At 64.3% G+C, this 21,142-nt stretch carries 18 protein-coding genes; 8 read left to right on the top strand and 10 right to left on the bottom strand.

Translation table 11 applies throughout. The annotated features are described in order from the left end of the window. Positions 1 to 3: 3 nt before the first annotated feature. Together ACZYOF_RS17060 and ACZYOF_RS17055 are read right to left on the bottom strand one after the other, a co-directional pair. A complete protein-coding gene (locus ACZYOF_RS17060; RefSeq protein WP_463716481.1) occupies positions 4 to 1,383 on the bottom strand; it encodes a lipopolysaccharide biosynthesis protein in 1,380 nt (459 codons plus the stop codon). Between the two features lie 179 nt (positions 1,384 to 1,562). Further along, positions 1,563 to 2,402: a protein-disulfide reductase DsbD domain-containing protein gene (locus ACZYOF_RS17055; protein WP_130579456.1), complete on the bottom strand. Its 840-nt coding sequence runs from the start codon at positions 2,400 to 2,402 to the stop codon at positions 1,563 to 1,565. Positions 2,403 to 2,537: 135 nt separating this feature from the next. Between ACZYOF_RS17055 and ACZYOF_RS17050 the strand changes: the two genes are divergently transcribed. Continuing rightward, a complete protein-coding gene (locus tag ACZYOF_RS17050; RefSeq protein ID WP_130579457.1) occupies positions 2,538 to 3,188 on the top strand; it encodes a YqgE/AlgH family protein in 651 nt (216 codons plus the stop codon). A gap of 287 nt (positions 3,189 to 3,475) precedes the next feature. On the opposite strand, the gene ACZYOF_RS17045 is transcribed toward ACZYOF_RS17050, so the two are convergent. Next, the gene (locus tag ACZYOF_RS17045; protein ID WP_130579458.1) at positions 3,476 to 4,363 is read right to left on the bottom strand and encodes a TauD/TfdA dioxygenase family protein; all 888 of its coding nucleotides are present in this window, start codon (positions 4,361 to 4,363) and stop codon (positions 3,476 to 3,478) included. A gap of 130 nt (positions 4,364 to 4,493) precedes the next feature. Next, positions 4,494 to 5,273 carry an SDR family NAD(P)-dependent oxidoreductase gene (locus ACZYOF_RS17040; RefSeq protein WP_165421145.1) on the bottom strand — a complete coding sequence of 260 codons (780 nt, stop codon included), beginning with the start codon at positions 5,271 to 5,273 and terminating at the stop codon, positions 4,494 to 4,496. A gap of 101 nt (positions 5,274 to 5,374) precedes the next feature. Between ACZYOF_RS17040 and ACZYOF_RS17035 the strand changes: the two genes are divergently transcribed. Beyond that, positions 5,375 to 6,109 carry an SDR family NAD(P)-dependent oxidoreductase gene (locus ACZYOF_RS17035; RefSeq protein ID WP_130579459.1) on the top strand — a complete coding sequence of 245 codons (735 nt, stop codon included), beginning with the start codon at positions 5,375 to 5,377 and terminating at the stop codon, positions 6,107 to 6,109. A 121-nt stretch (positions 6,110 to 6,230) separates the two neighbouring features. Beyond that, complete coding sequence (locus ACZYOF_RS17030; protein WP_130579460.1) at positions 6,231 to 6,587, top strand: CsbD family protein; 357 nt, start codon at positions 6,231 to 6,233, stop codon at positions 6,585 to 6,587. A gap of 137 nt (positions 6,588 to 6,724) precedes the next feature. Here the strand turns inward: ACZYOF_RS17030 and ACZYOF_RS17025 are convergent, their stop codons facing one another. Both ACZYOF_RS17025 and ACZYOF_RS17020 read right to left on the bottom strand, forming a co-directional pair. After that, positions 6,725 to 8,392: an SGNH/GDSL hydrolase family protein gene (locus ACZYOF_RS17025; protein WP_463716480.1), complete on the bottom strand. Its 1,668-nt coding sequence runs from the start codon at positions 8,390 to 8,392 to the stop codon at positions 6,725 to 6,727. 148 nt (positions 8,393 to 8,540) lie between these two features. Next, positions 8,541 to 9,920 (bottom strand): lytic murein transglycosylase, encoded by a 1,380-nt coding sequence (locus ACZYOF_RS17020; RefSeq protein WP_394566346.1) that lies wholly within the window; start codon positions 9,918 to 9,920, stop codon positions 8,541 to 8,543. A 200-nt stretch (positions 9,921 to 10,120) separates the two neighbouring features. Here ACZYOF_RS17020 and ACZYOF_RS17015 point away from each other — a divergent pair, with 200 nt between their 5' ends. Then, a complete protein-coding gene (locus tag ACZYOF_RS17015; protein WP_130579028.1) occupies positions 10,121 to 11,002 on the top strand; it encodes a UTP--glucose-1-phosphate uridylyltransferase in 882 nt (293 codons plus the stop codon). A 262-nt stretch (positions 11,003 to 11,264) separates the two neighbouring features. On the opposite strand, the gene ACZYOF_RS17010 is transcribed toward ACZYOF_RS17015, so the two are convergent. Beyond that, positions 11,265 to 12,758, bottom strand: a complete 1,494-nt coding sequence (locus ACZYOF_RS17010) for a GGDEF domain-containing protein (RefSeq protein ID WP_282527430.1) — start codon at positions 12,756 to 12,758, stop codon at positions 11,265 to 11,267. 138 nt (positions 12,759 to 12,896) lie between these two features. Here ACZYOF_RS17010 and ACZYOF_RS17005 point away from each other — a divergent pair, with 138 nt between their 5' ends. Continuing rightward, positions 12,897 to 13,181 (top strand): DUF7662 domain-containing protein, encoded by a 285-nt coding sequence (locus tag ACZYOF_RS17005; protein ID WP_463716479.1) that lies wholly within the window; start codon positions 12,897 to 12,899, stop codon positions 13,179 to 13,181. Positions 13,182 to 13,353: 172 nt separating this feature from the next. Here ACZYOF_RS17005 and ACZYOF_RS17000 read toward each other — a convergent pair whose 3' ends face one another. Together ACZYOF_RS17000 and ACZYOF_RS16995 are read right to left on the bottom strand one after the other, a co-directional pair. After that, positions 13,354 to 16,230: an EAL domain-containing protein gene (locus ACZYOF_RS17000; RefSeq protein ID WP_165421127.1), complete on the bottom strand. Its 2,877-nt coding sequence runs from the start codon at positions 16,228 to 16,230 to the stop codon at positions 13,354 to 13,356. 120 nt (positions 16,231 to 16,350) lie between these two features. Continuing rightward, positions 16,351 to 17,352, bottom strand: a complete 1,002-nt coding sequence (locus ACZYOF_RS16995) for an NAD(P)H-quinone oxidoreductase (RefSeq protein WP_463716478.1) — start codon at positions 17,350 to 17,352, stop codon at positions 16,351 to 16,353. 155 nt (positions 17,353 to 17,507) lie between these two features. Here ACZYOF_RS16995 and ACZYOF_RS16990 point away from each other — a divergent pair, with 155 nt between their 5' ends. Continuing rightward, positions 17,508 to 17,699 carry a DUF1192 domain-containing protein gene (locus ACZYOF_RS16990; RefSeq protein WP_130579022.1) on the top strand — a complete coding sequence of 64 codons (192 nt, stop codon included), beginning with the start codon at positions 17,508 to 17,510 and terminating at the stop codon, positions 17,697 to 17,699. Positions 17,700 to 18,155: 456 nt separating this feature from the next. Further along, a complete protein-coding gene (gene rcdA, locus ACZYOF_RS16985) occupies positions 18,156 to 18,668 on the top strand; it encodes a protease adaptor protein RcdA (protein ID WP_165421126.1) in 513 nt (170 codons plus the stop codon). Positions 18,669 to 18,849: 181 nt separating this feature from the next. Here rcdA and rpmE read toward each other — a convergent pair whose 3' ends face one another. Beyond that, on the bottom strand, positions 18,850 to 19,077 hold the full coding sequence (gene rpmE / locus ACZYOF_RS16980; protein WP_027579286.1) for a 50S ribosomal protein L31: 228 nt from the start codon (positions 19,075 to 19,077) through the stop codon (positions 18,850 to 18,852). 185 nt (positions 19,078 to 19,262) lie between these two features. Here rpmE and ACZYOF_RS16975 point away from each other — a divergent pair, with 185 nt between their 5' ends. Continuing rightward, positions 19,263 to 21,122: an ABC transporter ATP-binding protein/permease gene (locus ACZYOF_RS16975; protein ID WP_463716477.1), complete on the top strand. Its 1,860-nt coding sequence runs from the start codon at positions 19,263 to 19,265 to the stop codon at positions 21,120 to 21,122. Positions 21,123 to 21,142: the final 20 nt, after the last annotated feature.

Below are 21,142 nucleotides of genomic sequence, written 5' to 3'. Positions count from 1 at the left end.
TTGCTATGGCCTGGAACCGATCTTCCCGAACGCCAGCACGTGCAGCCCGAGCCGCCGGCGGACGATCCAGAACAAGAGCACCGTCTCAAAGCTTAGCGAGGTCGATATAGCTATGGCGGCGCCATGGCCGCCGAAGTGCGGCACCAGCGCGACGCACAGTACCAGGTTCATGACGAAGGCGAGCGCGTAGGCGAGCGCGCAGATCTTCTGGTGGCCGAGCATGTTGAGGAGCCGCTCGACCGGGCCGATCGCGGCGCGCACCACGAGCCCGATCGCCGCCAGGAACATGATGTCATAGCCGACGACGAATTGCGGCCCGAACAGCCAGAGCAGCGGCTTGCCGAAGGCGAGCAGCAGGATGGTCGCGGCGAGCGAAGGCCAGAACGTCCACTGGATCGCATGGGCGACATAGGCCGACAGCCGCGCCTTGTCGCCGAGTGCGTTGTATTCGGCGAAGCGATGCGCCGTCGTCGCCGCCATCGCATAGTGGATGAAGGACACCAGCGCCAGCGTCTTCACCACGGCGAAATAGACGCCGACCTCCTCGGAGGAGCGGAACTGCTGCAGCACCAGCACATCGGTGTAGGACAGCAGGAGATAAAAGCTTTCGACCAGCAGGATCGGCAGCGAGACCGCAAGCCAGCCGCTGACGTCGTAGGCCTTCTCGCCGGGCTCGACATGGGCCGCGAGCCTGCGGTTCAGCACCAGCATCTGGCCGATCATGGCGATCCACACCGCCGCGGCGCTGGCGAGCATGGCGGCGGTGGCGCCGAGATCGAAGCCGAGCACGACAGCGCCGGCGGTGAACCCGATGATCAGTGCCTGGCGCACGATGAATTGCGGCATCAGCCCGAGCCGCATCCAGTCATGCGAACGGGCAATCCCGTCCTGAGTATTGGCGACCACGAACGCCGGCAGCGTCAGGCAGCCGATATAAAGCGGCACGACCGTGTCCGTGCCGATCCACGGCGACAGCAGCCTGACGAGGCCTGCGAGCAATAGCGAGACCGCGGTCGACACCGCAAAAGTCAGCCAGCGGCTGCCGGAGAGAAAGCCGCGCAATAGCGCGTGCTCGCCTGCCGTGCGGTATTCCGGAATGAGCTTCTGCGCCGAGGCCGAAATGCCGAAATCCATCATGCTGCCGAGCAGCAGCACCCAGGTCCAGACATAGACATAGACGCCATAATCCGAACTGCCCATCCAGCGTGCGAGCAGGATTTGCGAGAGATAGGCGGCGACCGCGCTGACGACGCGGATGACGAAGATCGTCCCCGCGAGCCGCCGCGTGACGGATGCCTCGCCCGAGCCGCCGATCAGGCCGCGCATGCGCGCCATCATGCCCGTGGGCGAAGCGGTTGCGGATTGGGCGTCCATCACGGCCAAGGCGAAGTTCCGGAAAAAGCGGCGGCGAGGGCCGTGAAGTATCAACGAAACGTTAAGAATGGGTTCGGTGGATAGCGGTGAAACCGTAGCCCGGATGGAGCGCAGCGCAATCCGGGGCCGGTCTTTCTGCGTGCGCCGCTGTTCCCGGGTTGCGCTGCGCTTCACCCGGGCTACAGGGGTCAATCCAGATTGGTGTTGAATTCGTAGGCGCGGTCGCCGCCGACCAGGGTCAATTTCAGCGCGGCGCCGTCCGGATTGGCGCCCGGCGGCAGGCCGTCGAGCTCGAAGGAGAACCGTTTCACGCCGGGTGGCGAGTTCGGCTCGAGTTTCGGCACCGGCAGGGCCCAGTCCGGCGTCGGTCCCTCGACGAACAGGCTGACCTCCTTGCCTTCGGGCGCGGCGACATCGACCAGCACGGTCGACTTGCCGCTGCGTTTGACATCGCGGATCGTGACCGGGTTGGGATCGCCGATATTGGCCGGCTTCGGCACGGTGTCGAGCGCGGATGACAGCGCGCCGTCCTCGGTAGAGGCGACGCTCGCAAAGGCAAGCTCGACGCTGGTCTCCACAGGAATGCACAGCTTCTCGCACACCGCATAATTGATGTTGGCGCGCAGCATCAGCGGCTTGTCGGCACTCTTGGCGACGATCCGAAGCGGTAGCACCACCTGGTGCTTGTAGCCGAGCGAGGTGCCGCCGGCGCCGTCGTCAAATTTCATCGGCGCCGGCCATAACACCGTCACCGCGTCGACATTTTCCGACTTCGAGAAATCGAAACGCGGCGGCACGCCGGAATCGCCGGGGGTACGCCAATAAGTTTTCCAACCGGGCTCGAGTTGGATGGCTATACCGCCTAGCAAAACCGCGCCGCTGCGCGAGCCTGCGAGCAGCCGTACCGCCGAATGGGCGTCCCGCTGCCAGGGCGAGGAATCCTCGGCACGTACCTCTGTCGCAGGCCAGACGACTGAAAGAGTGGCTAGCAGGCCGAGCGCAACCCGCATGGGAACTATGGCGATCATGGAACGTCTTTACCGGCTGGTTCTTTCGTAAACCATTGAATTGCGTGTGATGGATGGCGCGAATACGGCGTTGAGCTTGATTGACAGAAGCCTCACCCAATATCAGGATGTCAAATCAGCATGGAGGCCTTTCAGATGACTCCTGAAGGCAAAGCACCAAAGACCGCCCGCGGCAAGGTGGCCGGCGTCGGCGACAATTCGTCAGGCAGCGGTTATCTCGACGGCCAGATCCTGATCGCCATGCCGGTTATGAGCGATCCCCGCTTCGAGCGCTCCGTCATCTACATGTGCGCGCATTCCGCCGAGGGGGCTATGGGCATCATCGTTAACCGTCCGGCCGGAAGCATCGATTTCCCGGGGCTGTTGGTGCAACTCGACATCATCCAGAAGGCCGACCAGATCAAGCTGCCGGAAAATGCCGAGACCATGAAGGTAATGAAGGGCGGCCCGGTCGATACCGGCCGCGGCTTCGTGCTGCACTCCAGCGATTTCTACATCCAGGATGCGACGCTGAATATCGACGACGAGATTTGCCTGACCGCAACCGTCGATATCCTGAAGGCGATCGCCAAGGGCTCCGGCCCCAAGCATGCGATCCTGGCCCTGGGCTATGCCGGCTGGGCCCCGGGGCAGCTCGAAAGCGAGATCCAGCACAATGGCTGGCTGCACTGCGACGCCGATCCGGAATTGATCTTCGGCGACGACGTCGAGGACAAATACGACCGTGCCCTGCGCAAGATCGGCATCGACGTCGGCATGCTCTCGAACGAAGCTGGCCACGCGTAACTCCCGCTCTTTCTTGTTTCCCTGCAATAACCGCTTGCTCTACTCCGCCTCTCCCCTTGTGGGAGAGGCCGGATCGCATGCAGCGAAGCGGAATGTGATCCGGGTGAGGGGTCTCGGTCTACCGAGGGACGAACGCACGCGGAGGCAAACCCCTCACCCGGTATTTCCCGCGTGCCGCGTGAAATCCCGGCCTCTCCCACAAGGGGAGAGGCGGGGAGTTTGCGGCTCCAGTCTCACCTCATAGCACACTTGTGGTTATGGGGCCCAGCTCAAGCCCGGGACGACAGCTACTCCGCAGCCTGCTGCGCCACGGTCGGCTCGGTGCCGGCCACGGTGGCGCGGCGCATGTCGCGCGGCTGCGACTGGTCGTAGCGGCGGACGCGATGCATGGTCTGGCGATTGTCCCACATCACGAGGTCGTGCAGCTTCCACCTGTGGACATAGACGAATTCCGGCTGGGTCGCGTGCTCGGTGAGGTCGCGCAGCAGCAGCCGGCCTTCCGGCATGCTCATGCCGCGCACCGCGCCCGCGTGCGATGAAAGGTAGAGCGACTTGCGGCGATGCACCGGATGGGTCCGCACCAGGCGCTGCAGCACCGGCTTGAACATTTCCTTCTCTTCGTCGCTATAGTCGAGGAAGCCGAGCGAGCCGCGTGAATACATCAGCGAGTGCTCGCAGATCAGGTCCTCGATGTCAGCCTTGGTCTCGTCATCAAGCGCGTCATAGGCCGCGCGCATGTCGGCGAATTCAGTGTTGCCGCCCTTCGAGTTCACCACCCGCGCCGACAACAGCGAGAATTTCGCCGGGATCGGCCGGAACGAACTGTCGGAATGCCACAGGCAGTTGCCGAGATTGAACAGATGGGTGCGGTGATCCTTCGGCAGCGGCTTGCCGTCCTTGCCGAGATTGGAGACGTCGTTCAGCCCTGAGGACAGGCGATAATCCTCCTTCTTGGTCACGTTGCCGCCGCGCGCGTTTTCGCGCTCGCCGAAGTTCAGCGCAAAGGCCAGTTGCTGCTCGTCTGTTATGTCCTGGTCGTGGAAGACGAGCACCGCGTATTTGTCCATCGCCGCCTCGACGTCGATCGCTTCCTGCCTGGTCAGCGGCTTTCGCAGATCGAGGCCTGTGACCTCACCGACAAAATGCGGGTGGAGCTGCCGGATCGCGATGGCCATGGCGTTCTCTCCTCATGTGCAGGCGGTTTTCCGCTTCGTTTGAGGAAAGGCTATCCTGTGACGTTGCCATGTCAACGCGGCGCCGGCGCATGGCCCCTTGCACGAGGATGCTCGGACACGCTGCAGCGCATCACGCGTTTCGCGCCATCAGCCCGCCATCCACCGGGATCACCGCGCCGGTCAGGAATGACGCCGCCGGCAGGCACAGGCTCAAGGTCATGTGCGCGACCTCCTCCGGCTCGCCATAGCGGCCGAGCGCCGTGCGGCGCTTGGCATAGATCGTCTTATGCTCTTCCGGAATCCGGTCGGTAATTCCAGTGCGGATCGGGCCCGGGCAGACGCAGTTCACGGTGATGCCCTCGCGGCCCAGTTCCACGGCAAGCGAGCGTGTCAGCCCGGTGACGCCGGCCTTCGCCGCGGAATAAGGACTGTGCAATGCGGTAGCGCCGAGCGCTTCGGTGGAAGCGATATTGACGATGCGCGGGCATTTCGATTTTCGCAAATGCGGCAAAGCGGTGCGGATGATGCGCTGATGCGCGGTCAGCATCACAGCGATCGCCTTTGCCCAGGCCTCGTCATAGCCGTCGTCGTCGATCGCGACCCGCACGGAGATACCTGCGTTGTTGACGAGGATGTCGAGCCCGCCGAAATGCGCGGCGACGCCGTTAATCACGGCCGGGATTGCATCGCGATCGGCGACGTCGAGCACCCACGCCTTTGCTTTCCCTCCGCTGTTGCCGATCTCCTGCGCAACCGCCTCCGTGCCTTCGGCGGTGATGTCGGTGACGGCGACGTTGGCGCCCTCAGTGGCGAATACCAACGCGGTGGCGCGGCCCATGCCGCTGGCGGCGCCGGTGACGAGAACGGTCAAGCCTTGCACAGAGCGGCTGAGCTGTTTGAATTCGGACATCGCGTGACTCGTGGGATGAGGGAACAGGTTGCAGGATTGACAAGGCTGGCATCGATCCGCAGACAGGTCAAACAAGCAAGAAGCAAGGGAGAAAGCGTGCGATGAACGAACTCGATTTCAGCGGCGGGCAGGTTCTCGTGGTGGGCGGCTCCAGCGGCATCGGCAACGGCATCGCGCAAGCATTTCGCGCCAAGGGCGCGCGCGTGCATGTCTGCGGCACGCGCGCCAAGGCGAGCGACTATTCGGCCGAAGAAGGTTCGCATCTGGAAGGGTTGGAATACTCGCAGCTCGACGTCGGCGACATTCATGCGATCGAGCAATTCAAGCCGACCTTCGACCGGCTCGATGTGCTGGTGCTGGCGCAGGGCGCGGTGATCTACCGCCGCGGCGAGTTCGAGATGGAAGGCTTTCGCAAGGTCGTCGAGGTCAACCTCATGAGCTTGATGGCGTGTGCGACCAAATTCCAGGCGATGCTGAGCGCGAGCAAAGGCTCGCTCATCATCGTCAGTTCGACTGCCGCCTATCATTCGACGATGGGAAATCCCGCTTACAACGCCTCGAAGACCGGCGCGGTCGGATTGACGCGGACGCTTGCCGAGGCCTGGGCCGAGGATGGCATCCGCGTCAATGGCATCGCGCCGGGTCTGGTCGATACCAAGATGACCAGGGTGACGACGGCGAACCCGAAGCGGCTCGAAGGCGCGCTGGAGCGCATTCCGCTGAAGCGGCTCGGCACGCCGCAGGACATGGCGGGTGCCGCGCTGTTCCTGGCCTCGCCGCTCGCCGCCTACATCATCGGCCAGACCATCGTCGTCGACGGCGGACTGATTTTGTAGAGCATGATCCGGAAAAGTGGACGCCGGTTTTCCGAAAAGATCATGCTCAAGCAAAAGATGGCGCAGGAACCGCGGCTGGGCTCGCCGGTTACTTTCCCGGAGAAGGAGAGGAGTAACCGCGATGGATACTGATCGGATCGCTGGTGCCGCCAAGGAGTTTGCCGGCAAGGCGGAAGGCGCCGTTGGTGAAATGACCGGTGACAGCAAGACGGAAGCATCAGGCCGCGCGCGCGAAGCCGCCGGCGCGGTGCAGAATCTTTACGGCCAGGCCAAGGATGCCGCGGACACCGCCGTCAACTACGCCAAGGAGACTTACGAGAATCGCGGCGAGACTATTCGCAGCGGCCAGCAGGCGCTGACCAAGACCGTGCAGGACAATCCGATCGGCGCCTTGCTGGTTGCCGGCGGCCTCGGTTTGGCGCTCGGGCTATTGCTGTCGCGGCCGCCGCGCCGCCCGCCACCGCGCTGGCGCTACTAGATTAGGGGCGTAAGGGTGGGCAAAGGCGCCCTTCGCGCCGTGCCCACCATCGATGGCTCCGCTCGGAATGGTGGGCACGCTTCCGCCGGCGTTCGTTAGAACGGCGGTGCAAAAGTCGCTTTGCCCACCCTACGCCGTCACCATCTCAGGAAATTGCCGAACGGTGCTTCCGCGGATCGCCCGACGTCCGCCGGTGGACGTGGGACGATCGGCGTCGGCGGACGCGGCGGCGCCGTCTGCTGGCGTGGCGAGCCGAAGAAATCGCCAAAGGTCGAGGCAGGCGGCGGATTGGTCTGAGCCGGCCGGAACACACGCTTCTGCGGTGCCGGCTTTGGCGGCGCGGGAGCTGCGGCCGTCGGCGCCGGCGCCGTTCCGGCGCCAGTCCCCTCGGGGGTGGTCGCGGCAACCGGCGTTTCGCCCTTGGCCTGCTCGCGACCGATTTCGCGGCGCGGCCAGGCAAAATCGTCGGCGCGGCCGGCGGGCGGCGCGAGCGGTTCGCCCTTCACCAGGGTTCGTGCCGTGAGCGGATCGACCGCGGCTGGACGCGAGCCGGGCCCGCCGAGCAACTGATCGGTGCCGACGGAGGAGGCGACCAGCGGCACGATTGGTCCGGCCAATGGCCGCGCAGGCTGGCCGGGCGCAGCATTGGCGTCCGGCGTCGCCGGCTCGGTCGGCAGCGCGACCGGTGTGGAACGCGCGAGCAGCCGTGTCACCTCGCGCTCCACGTAATGCGCCAGCTTGCGCGCGCCGGCCTTGGTGAAGAAGACGCCGTCCGAGGTGCGGAGCTGGCGGGTCTGGCCTTCGAAATCCGGGCCCTTCTGCATGAAGCGACCGGCCTCGTCGACGAAGCCGTCCCAGACATCGACATAGGTGATGCCGGCCTTGGCCGCGCCTTCCCGGTACAGCGCATCCAGGAACAGCATGTCCGACGTTCCCTTCTGGCCGCGGATCGCCGGCAGGCCGACCCACAAGACGGGCACGCCCTTGCTCTTCAGCACGCCGATCAGTTCGTCGATCTTCTTGTTGTAGAGCTCGACCCAGCGTTCGTCGCGGAATTCATAGACGCCGTTCGCCGAACGCGCGCTCCGCTCTGGCGTCGCGGCCTGCGGCGCGTCGGCGGCATCCTCGGGCGACAATTCGGTATCGACCGGCTTGTCATCCGGCTTGGCGGTGCCATCCGAAGGCTTGGTGTCCTTCGCATGGGTGTTCTTGTCTTCCTTCTTCTCGGTTTTCTTGTCGTCCTTCTCGACGACAGGCTCGCGGATCGAGACACGGTCATTGAGGCCGAGTATCACCACGATCGCATCCGGCTTTTCGGTGGCGAGGATGCTCCGCGCGGCGGCGGCCCAGTCGGAGGGCTCGCCCTTGGGCTGGTATTTGATCAGGCCGGACACGGTCTTGTGCTTGCGGATCACGCCCATGTCGGGCTGTTCGGAATAGGTGTCCTCGAGGCCATAGGCGAGCCAGTCCGCCATGGCATCGCCAAGCACCAGCACGTTGCGCTCCGGCGCCGTGTCGCGCTTCGCCGGCGGTGGCGCTCGCGAAAAATCCTGACGCGGAGCCTGTTGCTGCTGCTGTTGTTGCTGCGGCGCATGCTGGAAGGGAGCGAAGAAATCCCCGCCGAACCAGCCGCCGCCATTGTTGCGCGGCGCCTGGCGCTGCGGTGGGCCGCCAAAGCCCGGAAAGCCGAAGAACTGCGCCGAGGCGGGACCGGCGATCCCGACCAGAAGCGCGATCGCAACCGCGAGCGCGACCAGCGGGCCGCTCTCGGTGAACACGCGCAGGAAGGACTTTGGCTTCGGCATCAAAGCTCGGTCGAAATGGATTTTGAAGACAACGCCATACTAGCGGAATCGGGCCTCAAGCGGGCATATTTTCCAGCATGGATCCGGCACCCGCCCAAGTCGTCAAGGCGGCGGCCAAACAGCGGTATTTAGGTGATTTTTTGGGGTCCTATCGCCCCCTCAGGCGCTCCAGCATGTCGGAGGTGGCAAATCCGTCGGCGGGCGTTCCGATCGAGGCCTGGAAACTGCGCAGCGCTTCCCTGGTCTGGCCGCCGATCTGGCCGTCCGGCGTGCCGCGGTAGAAGCCGCGCTGGGCGAGCAGTTGTTGCAGTTCCAGCCGTTCGGCGCGCGACAGCACCCGTTCCTGGCGTGGCCAGGGCTGCACGAAGGGCGGCCCGCCGCGCAGGCGGTCGGCGAAATGGCCGATCGCCAGCGCATAGGCCTCGGCCGGGTTGTACTTCATGATCACCCGGAAATTCTGCATCATCAAAAAGCCCGGGCCTTCGGCGCCGGCAGGGGCGAGCAGATAGGCCTTGTCGGTCGAGCGCGGGAACGGCTGGTTGTTGGCGCGCCGCAGTCCCTGCTGCTGCCATTGCGCGAGCGTCATCGCCTTGGCGCGGTCGGCCATCATGTAGTTGAAGTCCTTGGGAACGACGACTTCGTAGCCCCAGCTCTGGCCGGTCTGCCAGCCGTCCTTTTTCAGGTTGTTGGCGGTCGAGGCGATCAGATCGGCCGGGTTGTCGACGACATCGCGCCTGCCGTCACCGTCAGCATCGACCGCGAAGCGCTTGAACGCGGTCGGCATAAACTGCGTTGGCCCGAAGGCGCCGGCCCAGGAGCCGCGGAGCTGCTCAGGGCGCAGATCGCCACGATTGAGGATCTCCAGCGCCGAGAGGAATTCGTCCTTGAAGTAGTCCTGCCGGCGGCCGATGCAGGCGAGCGTGGCGGTCGATTGCACCACGCTGCGGTCGCCCATCTGGGTCGAATAATTGGATTCGATGCCCCAGATCGCCGCGATCGCGTAGCGGTCGACGCCATAGGCTTTTTCCGCGGCGTCGAATTGCGCCTTGTACTTGGCGAGGATCTCGCGGCCCTTGGCGAGACGGTTGTCGTTCACGAGGATGTCGAGATAGTCCCAGATCGCCTTGGTGAATTCGGGCTGCGAATCCAAGAGATCCATGATGCGCAGGTCGGGCGTGAGCCCCGCGATGAAGCGCTCGAAATTCTCGCGTGTGACGTTGCGTCGCGCCGCGTCGGGCCACATCGAGGCGACACAATTGTCGAAATTGGCCGCTGCCTGCCGAATCGCGGCCGCCGTCATCAGCGGGTGACCGGACGCGCCGTCCTCGCCGCTCCAGGGCGGAGCAGAGCCGTCGGTGCCAACGGCAGCCTCCGGTGGGGGCGAGGATTTGGATCCCGGAAACAAGCCGCCGAGCAGATCCGCGAGCCCGCCCTGGGACTGAGCGAGAGCCTGATTGGAAACAAGCAGAACCGCCGCGATTATCATCGCGATGGTTCGGCTCTTGGTCGCTGTTCCCGTCCGCCGCATGGCTCGATCTGCCCGTTCCAACGATTGGTTCAGAAGGCCTTGTGACGGTTTCCAACAGCTTAACAAAGGCGAGATTTTGTTTTGATCTGTCACAACGACAAAAGCGACGTGGCATCACACATCCGCCTTTGTTCCCGGCTGCAAACCGGATAGCAAGATGCGATATCCGTCTCACACATTTCAAGGCGCCCGACATTCCCATGAGAATCCGTAAAGCCGTCTTCCCCGTCGCCGGTCTCGGCACCCGGGTCCTGCCCGCCACCAAGGCAATGCCGAAGGAAATGCTGACCATCGTCGACAAGCCGCTCATCCAATACGTGTATGACGAGGCGAAGGAGGCCGGGATCGAGCATTTCGTCTTCGTCACCGGCCGCAACAAGGCCACCATCGAGGACCATTTCGACCGGATGTTCGAGCTCGACACCACGCTGGTTGCGCGCGGCAAGAAAGCGGAGATGGATGTCCTGGCGCAGAACCAGCCCGAAGCGGGCGCCGTCAGCTTTACCCGCCAGCAGGCGCCGCACGGGCTCGGTCACGCGGTGTGGTGCGCCCGCGACATTATCGGCAATGAGCCTTTTGCGGTGGTGCTGCCGGACGAGCTGGTGCTGAACACGCCGGGCTGCCTCGCCCAGATGATCGAGGCTGCGGGCAAGCTCGGCGAGAAGTCAAACCTGATCGCGGTCGAGGAGGTGCCCGACCATCTCACCCACCAATACGGCATCTGCGGCGTCGGCCCGCGCCACGCCCATCCCACGATGTTCGAGATCAACGGCATGGTGGAGAAGCCGCCGAAGGGCACGGCGCCCTCCAACCTCTCGATCACCGGCCGCTATATTTTGCAGCCGGAGATTTTCGAAATCCTGGCGACGCAGGAGCGCGGCGCCGGCGGCGAGATCCAGCTCACCGATGCCATGATCGGGCTGGCGAAGACGCAGAAATTCTATGGCGTGGAGTTCGAAGGCGAGCGCCACGATTGCGGCTCCAAGGCCGGCTTCCTGCGCGCCAACCTCGCCTATGGCCTGCGCCGCCCCGAACTGCGCGACGGCCTGCTGGCGGAGATGAGGAAGTATATGGAGAAGTAGTGTCCAACTTGCTGTCTATCGCTGTCATTGCGAGCGAAGCGAAGCAATCCATTTCGCCACTTGCGGAGCCATGGATTGCTTCGCTGCGCTCGCAATGACGAGTGCGGGAAGAGAAATGGCAGAGGCAGCGTTCGACAAGGTCAAGGCCGGGCTGGATGAGGCCAAAGCCTATCTGGATCGGTTACGAGACCGACGCAAAGACTTAGCCGACGCTCCGGCTGAGAAATGTCAGGCTCCGACTGAGAAGCAGTGACGCGGCGCCTCACGCTACCAGCGACAGCGCCTGCAGGCTGGCGACCACGCTCTGGTTGCGGCCATTGGCCTTGGCGGCATAGAGCGCCCTGTCGGCGGCTTCCACCAGATCGCTCCAGTTCTGGCCGGCCAGAGGCGTGAGACTCGCGACCCCGATGCTGACCGTGGTGATGGTCTCACCGTCGCACCATTGCTCGACTTTTCGGCGGATCATCTCCGCCACGCCGAATGCTTCCACGGCGCTCTGGCCGGGCAGCAGCACTGCGAATTCCTCGCCGCCCAGGCGTGCCGTGCAATCGCCGGCGCGCCGGACCGAATCCGAAATGCAGATCGCGATGCCGACCAGCACTTGGTCGCCGGCCTGGTGACCATAGGTGTCGTTGAAGGCCTTGAAATGGTCGGCGTCGATGATGAGCAGCGCGAGCGGCGTCTCATGCCGGCCGGCGCGGCGCCATTCCGTATCGATATCGGCATCGAACTTGCGCCGGTTTCGCAGGCCGGTCAGTGCATCGGTGGTCGCAAGCTCCTCGAGCTTCTCCTCGGCCTCGGCGCGGCGGCCGATCTCGCGCGCCAGGAACAGCGTGGTGCCGAGCACGAACAGGACCAGTGCCGCCATGATGGCGCCGATCCGGGTCGCCTCCTTGCGCCAAAGGCTGAAGACGCCGTCCAGGGGTTTTCCGACCACGGTGAACAGCGGGCCGTTTCCGCTGCGACGGACATAGAGCCGCGGGGTCGGGTCGATCGGGCCCGCACCGGAGTAGGAGCCGTTGTTCTTCAGATTGTCCGACGTCCAGTTGGGTCGCTCCGCCAGATTGGTGCCGATGACATCGAGATCGAACGGCGTGCGCATGATGATCGTGCGGTCGCGACGCAGCACGGTGATGGCGTCGCCGGGGGCAAGCGTCAGCCGTCCGAACAGTTCGTGGAAATAGCTGAAGCGGATCGAGCCTGCGACGACGCCGAGAAAGCTTCCGTCTTCACCGCTGATGCGCCGGCTCAGCACGATCGCATAGGCCCCGCGGTGGAGCATCGGCTTTGAGACGTAGAGGCCGGTATAGGGCTGGTCGCGATGGATGTGGAAATATTCTTCGTCGCTGCGGTTCTCCGCCAGGGGATCGAGCGTCGATGCATCGTCCACCAACCGCCCCGTGCTGTCGAACACCTGGATCGCGCCAAAGTGCTTTGCGGTGGCTGCGTGGTCGAACAGGATCAGGTGCCGGACCTCCTTGCTGACGTCCTTGATCTCCGGCATTACCATGGCGCCGGCGACCGCGCGCAGCGAGAGGTCGAACAGTTCGATATTGCGGCCGATATCGGCGTCGATGCCTGAGGCGAGGTTTTCCAGCGTCTGCCGGGCCAGTTCCTCCTCGCCGTGGCGCATGTCGAGCATGACGCTGGTGCAGATGGTGGAAAAGCCGATCACGGTCGCGACCGAGGAAGCGATCAGGAGCTTCGTCGATAGCCGCCAGCGCCGCTTTGCTTGTTGTCGCCGTTCGTGTGGCATGTTTCGTCCCGGGCCACCCCTTCATGCACCGGAAACATTGTTGCGGCCTTAAGCGGCGACAGCGAACCGCGAATGGGTTAACGATTGGTTGGCGTGCATGACGTTTTTCGGCGATGGCGCGAGTCTTGAGGACCTGAAGTGAACGATTACGGCCCGTTGCGGGACTATCTGAAGAAGCAGACGCTGACCGAACTGGTGCTCAGCTTCGAGGAGATCGAGACCATCATCGACGCGTCGCTGCCGCGCGCGGCGCAGCGCGCCTCCTGGTGGGATAGCCTCCGCAGTCCACAGGAAAGGATGCCCCAGCGCGAAGCTTGTCTCGAGGCCGGCTACGCCGCCACGCGTCAGGCCGACGGCAACAGCGTGAAGTTCAAGCGGCTTCCTCGCGATGTCCGTCGTTTCCGCGAAGGCGGGAGCCCATAACTACAGGGCTTGTTGTGGCGCTCGGCCGTCGCAAACGTAAGGGTGGGCAAAGCGCAGCGTGCCCACCATTCCGGAACGAGAATGTGGAGAGATGGTGGGCACGCTGCGCTTTGCCCACCTTACGGGTCTCCGCGGGGCATGACAGTTGCCGGCTCAAGGCCGGGACGACGGATCAGCTCGCGGCTTCCAGCCGCTCCTCGGTGAGCAGGCGCATTGCGGCGTCGGCATCCATCGGCTCGCCGAAGGCGAAGCCCTGCGCGTATTCGCAGCCGAGCTGGTAGAGCTCGACCGCATCCGAATCCGTTTCCGCGCCTTCCGCCACCACGTCCATGCCGAGGTCGTGGGCGAGCGCGATGATCGATTTCAGGATCACGGGCCGGGTGCCGCGGCTGGTGGTGCGGACGAAGGACTGGTCGATCTTGATGGTGTCGAACGGGAAGCGCTGCAAGTAGGACAGCGAGGAGTGGCCGGTGCCGAAATCATCCAGCGACAGCCCGGTGCCGAGCTCGCGGATGCGCGCCAGCATCTGCGCGGCGTGCTCCGGATTTTCCATCACCAGCGATTCCGTCAATTCCAGCTTCAGTGTGCCGCGCGCGACCGAGGAGCGCGACAGCACGGTCCTGATGTCGTGGATCAGGTCGTGGCGCAGCAATTGCCGCGATGAGACATTGACGGAGGCAAAGATCGGCTCACGTGACCGCATCGCGCGCTGCCAGATCGAAAGCTGCCGCGCGGTCTGGTCCATCACGAAGGTGCCGAGGTCGACGATCAGGCCGATCTCCTCCGCGATGGAGATGAATTCGGACGGCGACATCCGCCCGAGTTTCGGATGGTCCCAGCGCGACAGGGCCTCGAAGCCGGCAATCGAACGGTCCTCGAGCCGCACGATCGGCTGGTAGAGGATCGTGATCTCCTGCCGCTCGATGGCGCGGCGCAGCTCGCTCTCCAGCGTCAGGCGGTCGGTCTTGCGCGCGCGCATCGCCGGCTTGTAGACGTCGATGCGGTCGCCGCCGATGCGCTTGGAGTGATACATCGCAAGCTCGGCGTCCTTGATGATCTCGTCGGTGAGCTGCGTCTGCGGGTCGGAGAGCGCCAGCCCGATCGAAGCGGTCAGGAAGATCTCGCGGTCGTTGAAGGCGATCGGCGCGCGGATGGTCTTGCGGATGGTTTCGGCAAAGGCGGTGATCCGCGCTGGGTCCTGCTCGGACAACAGGATCAGGCCGAACTGGTCGCCGGCCAATCGCGCCAGCGTGTCCTGCGGTTTGAGGATGCGGGTCAGGCGGCGCGCCAGCGTCAGCAGGATGGAATCGCCGACCGCCATGCCGACGGAGTCGTTGACCTGCTTGAAGCGGTCGAGGTCGATCACCATCAACGTCGGCCGCAGCGTCGGCACGGTCTTTGCGAGATTGGCGACCGCGCTGAGCCGGTCCATGAACAATTTGCGGTTCGGCAGGCCGGTCAGATTGTCGTGGACCGAGTCATGCAGCATCCGCTCTTCGGAATTCTTGATGTCGGTGACGTCGGTAAGCGTGCCGACCACGCGCGAGACCTCGCCGTCGGAGCCGACGACAGGCCGCGCCTTCAGCGCGAACCACATGAAATGGCCGTCCGGGGTGCGCAGCCGGAAATCCTGCACCAGGCGGCCGCGGCGCTGGTCGAGCACGCTGTCAAGTGCTGCACGGAAACGGTCCTGGTCGAGCGGATGCAGCACCTCCAGCCATTTCGCCGCCGGCCCTTCCAGCGTGCCGCGCTTCAGGCCGAGCAGGGCCTCGGTCTCGGGGCTGGTGAACACCTTGTCGGCAGAGACGTCCCAGTCCCAGATCAGGTCGCCGGAGCCGGTCAGCGCCAGCGCCCGCCGCTCGACATCGGAGACGACGCCCGTGGTGGCGCCGCCGCCGGCAAAGGCATGCTGCATCACCGTGAAGCCGATCAGCATCACTATCAGCACGAGGCCGCCGAGCAGCGCCGGACCAACGATGTCATTGGTGACACTGCCCGCCACCGTCATGCCGGCCGCGACCACCCAGACCACCAGCAGGAACCAGGTCGGGATCAAGAGAACGGCGCGGTCAAAACCGTGGGTCGAAAGATAGACAATCAGCGCAAAGCCGGCGAAGGCGATCATGACGAGCGACATGCGCGCGATGCCGGAAGCCACCGCGGGATCGAACAGCGCCAGCGCCACCAGCGATCCCAGGAACAGCAGCCAGCCGATGGTGATGTGGGAATAGCGCACATGCCAGCGACTCAAATTGAGATAGGCGAACAGGAACACGAGCAGCGTCGCCGCCAATATCGCCTCGCCCGCCGCGCGCCAGACGCGCTCGGCGTTGTTCGACATGTCCAGCACTTTGCCCCAGAAGCCGAAATCGACGCCGATATAGACCAGCACCGCCCAGGCGAGCGCGGCGGCCGCCGGAAACATGATGCTGCCCTTGACCACGAACAGGATCGTCAGCACCAGCGCCAGCAGGCCGGAAATGCCGATCACGATGCCCTGGTAGAGCGTGAAGGAGTTGACCTTGTCCTTGTAGGACTCGGGCTCCCAGAGATAGAGCTGCGGCAGCTTGTCGGTGCGCAATTCCGCGACATAGGTGACGACCGCGCCCGGATCGAGCGTGATGCGGAAGACATCCGCGGTCGGGCTCTCCTGCCGCTCGGGACGGTCGCCGACCGACGGTGTGATGGTGGCGATGCGCGACAGGCCGAGATCCGGCCAGAACAGGCCGGACGAGACGATGCGGTAATGCGGCGCGACGATCAGGCGGTCGAGCTGGTCGTCGGTGTTGTTGGCGAGCGCGAACACCACCCAATATTGCCCGCCCTCGCGCGCGCGGACCTCGATGCGGCGGACGATGCCGTCGGTACCGGGCGCGGTCGAGACCTGGATGCGGTCGGTGTCGCTGCGCTGATGGTCGAGAACGGCGGTGAGATCAATCGCGGGCGCGTCGCTGCGGACGCTGACGGCATCAACTGCACGCGCCGGGGCCGCGCCGACAACCATCATGAGGGCCAGCGCAAGCGGCGCAAGCCACCTGATCAGACGCAATGTCAGTACTCCGCGCTTTCACGATTCATGCGGGCGAACCAGCGCCCCGCCGCTCCCGGATAAATGCCACGAAAGCGAAGGAAATCAAAGGGTTTCCGGTTGGGCCGGGCGGTGGAAGCGTTAAACGACCAACACAATTTTGCCAATATGCGCGCTGGTTTCCATCCTCCGGTGGGCGTCGGCAGCCTTTTCCAACGGGAAAGTGCTGTCCATCAGCGGTTTTACCCGCCCCTCGCGGAGTAGCGGCATCACCTTGGCCTCGATCGCGGCGACCATCGCCGCCTTGTCCGCATGACTACGGGGGCGGAGCGTCGAGCCGGTATGGTGCAGGCGCTTCATCATCAGCTTTGCAAAATTGGCGCTCGCCTTCGGCGCTCCGGCCAGGAAGGCGATCTGCACGATTCGCCCTTCGACGGCGGCTGCGTCGTAGTTGCGATCGATATAGTCGCCGCCGACCATGTCGAGGATGACATTGGCGCCGGCGCCATCGGTTGCGGCCTTCACCTCGGCGACGAAATCCTCGCTCTTGTAGTTGATCGCGCGATCAGCGCCGAGCTTCAGGCAGGCCTCCGCCTTGTCCTGCGAGCCGACGGTGACGATCACCTTGGCGCCAAACGCTTTCGCAAGCTGGATCGCCAGGGTGCCGATGCCGGAGGAGCCGCCATGGATCAGCAGCGTCTCGCCTTTTTGCAGAGCGCCGCGCTCGAACACATTGTGCCACACCGTCATCAGCGTTTCGGGAAGTGCGCCGGCTTCCTCGATCGACAGTGACGGCGGCACCGTCATCGCTTGCGCGTCCTGCGCGATGCAATATTGCGCATAGCCGCCCCCGGCGACCAGCGACATCACGGTATCGCCGACCTTGTGCCTGCTCGCGCCGGGCCCGACCGCAACCACTTCGCCTGATATCTCGAGGCCGGGCAGGTCGCTGGCGCCGGGCGGCGGCGGATAGGAACCGGAACGCTGCGCCACGTCAGGCCGGTTGACGCCGGCCGCCTTCACATTGACCAAGATTTCGCCTTGGCCCGGCTCCGGCACCGGGCGCGTCTCCGGCAGCAATACTTCCGGCCCGCCGGGCTTGCTGATGCCGACGACGGTCATTTGCGCGGGCAGCTTTTCCATGGTTTTTCCTTGGCGAAATGGGAGGATTCCAGACGCGGCACGTTGATTACCCAGCCTGCATCGCGCTGGCAACCGCTGCAACGGGATCGTGACAGAGCATGACCGGAAAGTGGAGACCGGCTTTTCATGCTTAGGGCAAAACACGGAGGAAGCGCATGGCGATGGAAGATGACGAGCGGCCGCGGAAGAAGATTTCGCACGAGATCGGGCAGGACCTGTCGCTGCTCTCGGTCGAGGAATTGAGCGACCGCATGGCGATGCTCTCGGCCGAGGTCGAGCGCCTGCGCGAGGCGGTCACCAAGAAGCGTGCCTCGAAGGACGCCGCCAACAGCTTCTTCAAGTCGTAGCGCGCACCGGTAGCCCGGATGGAGCGCAGCGTAATCCGGGATCGGTGCATCCGGCTCGGACCGGTCCCCGGATTGCGCTGCGCTCCATCCGGGCTACGAAACTGCAGGCCTGTCCCAAACTAGGCCAATGGCCGATATGGCAAACGAAGCTTAAACAAAATCGCTCATTTACGATCAATTAAGCTTTCTCGTTTATGACTGCATCGTCCTCGTTTGGACACCGAGTGGCTCCTGTCCACTCTGTTTGACGCCTCCCTGTTATCAACTTCAAAGCCGCCGGAAACGGCGGCTCTTTTTTGGCGTTGTCACTGGCTTGTCGTTTCCAGCATTTCGCTGGAAACCATAATTCCGCTTGCGGCTGGACTCTTCGTCCCGCAAGCGCAATGATTTGTTCATCATAAAGCTGGCGCAAAGCCGGTGGTGTTCAAAATCAAAAGTGGCGTGAGGGCGTTAACCATGCTGGAGCGGTCGTACAGCGATTCCGCGCTTGTTCTGTTCAGCGAGCGGCTGACCAATTCTGCGGCATTCGGAGCTTTGTTCCGCGAGGGCATGGATCTGGTCGAGGAGACCGCCGCCTATCTCGATGGCGACGGCCGCAGCCAGGCCAAGGCGCTGGAACGGTCCGTCAGCCTGACCTATGCGACCGAAAGCATGCGCCTGACCACCCGTTTGATGCAGCTTGCCTCCTGGCTGCTGCTCCATCGCGCGGTGAAGGAAGGCGAGATGACGCTGACCCAGGCCAATCGGGAGAAGACCAAGGTGAAGCTCTCCGCGGCCGATCCGGGCTCGGCGGAACTGATCGAGAAACTGCCGCAACAATTGCAGGACCTGATTTCCCGCTCGATGAACCTCCAGGCGCGCGTGCGCCGGCTCGACAGCACGATCCATGCGCCGCAGGCTGATCGCGCCGCGATCGGCAACCCGCTGGTGCCGCAGCTCAACCGCCTGAAGGCCGCGTTCGAGCGGTAACGGCCGTTTTCCGTCGACCCCCGTCATTGCGAGGAGCGAAGCGACGAAGCAATCCATGCCGCAGCGAGCGGAGAGATGGATTGCTTCGCTTCGCTCGGAATGACGCGTGAAAACAGAAACGCCCCTGACTTGGCAGGGGCGTTTGTCGGACGATAACAGGAAAGAGCGAGCCTTTGCGCGCTCAGTCCTTTTTCAAAAAGCCGGAAAACTTCTTCTGGAACCGCGACACGCGGCCGCCGCGGTCGAGGAGCTGCTGCGAGCCGCCGGTCCAGGCCGGGTGCGACCTGGGATCGATATCGAGCTGCAGCTTGTCGCCTTCCTTGCCCCAGGTGGAGCGGGTCTGGTACTCGGTGCCGTCGGTCATCACGACCGTAATCGTATGATAATTCGGGTGAATATCGGCTTTCATGGCAGTTCCTTCGGCGCGCCGGCGCCCGTCGCAAGTGGTCCAAAGATACGGGATTTGGGCGGTTCTATAGCCTAAGGAGACCCCCAAAACAAGCCACCGGGGGTTACCGGATTAGGACTCTTCCGGATTTGCCAGCCGCTTCCGCGGGGCCTATCTGGAAAACATAAAAACTGGTCCTTGTCCCGATGAGCGCAGCCGAACAGTTTGACCACCCGCCCAGCCCGATGCCGCCGCGGCGCGATGCGCTGCTCGAAGGCGAAGAGCTGGTCGAATCCACCTTGACCGAGACGGAAGGGAAGAGCCGCGCCAGGCTGAAGCCGCTGCTGGCGCTCGCGCCCTATGTAGCGCGCTACCGTGGACGGGCCATCCTCGCCTTTATCTCTCTGACGGTTGCGGCGATCACGACGCTGGTCGTGCCGGTCGCGATCCGGCGCATGATCGACTTCGGCTTCACGGCCGAAGGCATCGCCATGATCAACAGCTATTTCAGCGTGATGATCGCGGTGGTGGCGGTGCTCGCCTGCGCCAGCGCCTCGCGTTACTATCTGGTCATGACGATCGGCGAGCGCATCGTCGCCGATCTCCGCCGCGACGTGTTCGCGCATCTGATCTCGCTGTCGCCTTCCTTCTTCGATTCAGCGCGCAGTGGCGAATTGGTGTCGCGCCTGACCGCCGATACTACCCAGATCAAATCAGCGGTCGGCGCCTCCGTGTCGATCGCGCTCCGCAACATGATGCTGTTCCTCGGCGCCGCCGCGATGATGGTGGTCACCAGCGCGAAGCTTTCCGGCTTCGTGCTCTTGGCGATCCCGATCATCGTGATCCCGCTGGTCGCGTTCGGGCGCTGGGTGCGCCGATTGTCGCGCAATGCGCAGGACACGCTCGCGGAGGCCAGCGCCTATGCTTCCGAGCTGGTCGGCGCCATCAGGACCGTGCAGGCCTTCACCAGCGAGCGGCTCGCCGCCTTGCGCTTCGGCGGCGAGGTCGAGCAGGCCTATGACGCCGCGCGCAGCTCCACCCGCGCGCGGGCCGTGCTCACCTTGATCATCATCTTCATCGTGTTCTCGAGCGTGGTGCTGATCCTCTGGGTCGGTTCGCACGACGTGCTCGCGGGCGCGATGACGCCGGGACGTCTGGGCCAGTTTATCCTCTACAGCGCCTTTGCTGCCAGCGCCCTCGGCCAGCTCAGCGAAGTCTGGGGCGAAATCTCCGCAGCTTCCGGTGCTGCCGAGCGGCTGTTCGAGATCCTGCGCGTCAAGCCGGAGATCACGGCGCCGGCCGCGCCGCTCGCGCTGCCGCAGCCCGCCCGCGGCGATGTTGCGTTCGACAACATCAGCTTTGCCTATCCGACGCGGCGGTCCGTGAAGACCGTCGACGGCGTCTCGTTCTCGGTGCGCTCCGGCGAGAAGGTCGCGATCGTCGGTCCCTCCGGCGCAGGCAAGAGCACGCTGTTCCATCTGTTGCTGCGCTTTTACGATCCCATCTCGGGCACGATCTCGTTCGACGGCGTGCCGGTGCGGCAGGCGGATCCAAGCGCGCTGCGCTCGCGCATGGCGCTGGTGCCGCAGGATACCGTTGTGTTCGCGACGTCGGCGCGCGAGAACATCCGTTTCGGCCGGCCCGATGCGTCAGATGCCGAAGTCGAGCACGCCGCCGATCTGGCGCACGCCACCGAATTCCTGCGCCGGCTGCCCGGCGGCTTCGAGGCCCAGCTCGGCGAACGCGGCGTGACGCTGTCGGGCGGACAGCGTCAGCGCATCGCGATCGCACGCGCCATCCTGCGCGACGCGCCGCTCTTGCTGCTCGATGAAGCCACCTCCGCGCTCGACGCCGAAAGCGAGACCTTGGTGCAGACCGCGCTGGAAGAATTGATGCGCCACCGCACCACGCTGGTCATCGCGCACCGGCTCGCGACCGTGCTCTCCTGCGACCGCATCCTGGTGATGGAGCACGGCAAGATCGTCGAGCAGGGCACCCACGCCGAGCTGGTCGCCGCCAACGGGCTCTATGCAAGGCTGGCAAGGTTACAGTTCGAGGGCGTTTGAGTTCGCGTTCCGCGCCACAA

It is taken from the genome of Bradyrhizobium sp. LeoA1Lang (assembly GCF_055413685.1).
The sequence above is the reverse complement of the archived record's forward strand: the minus strand, read 5'-3'. Positions and strand labels throughout refer to the sequence as shown.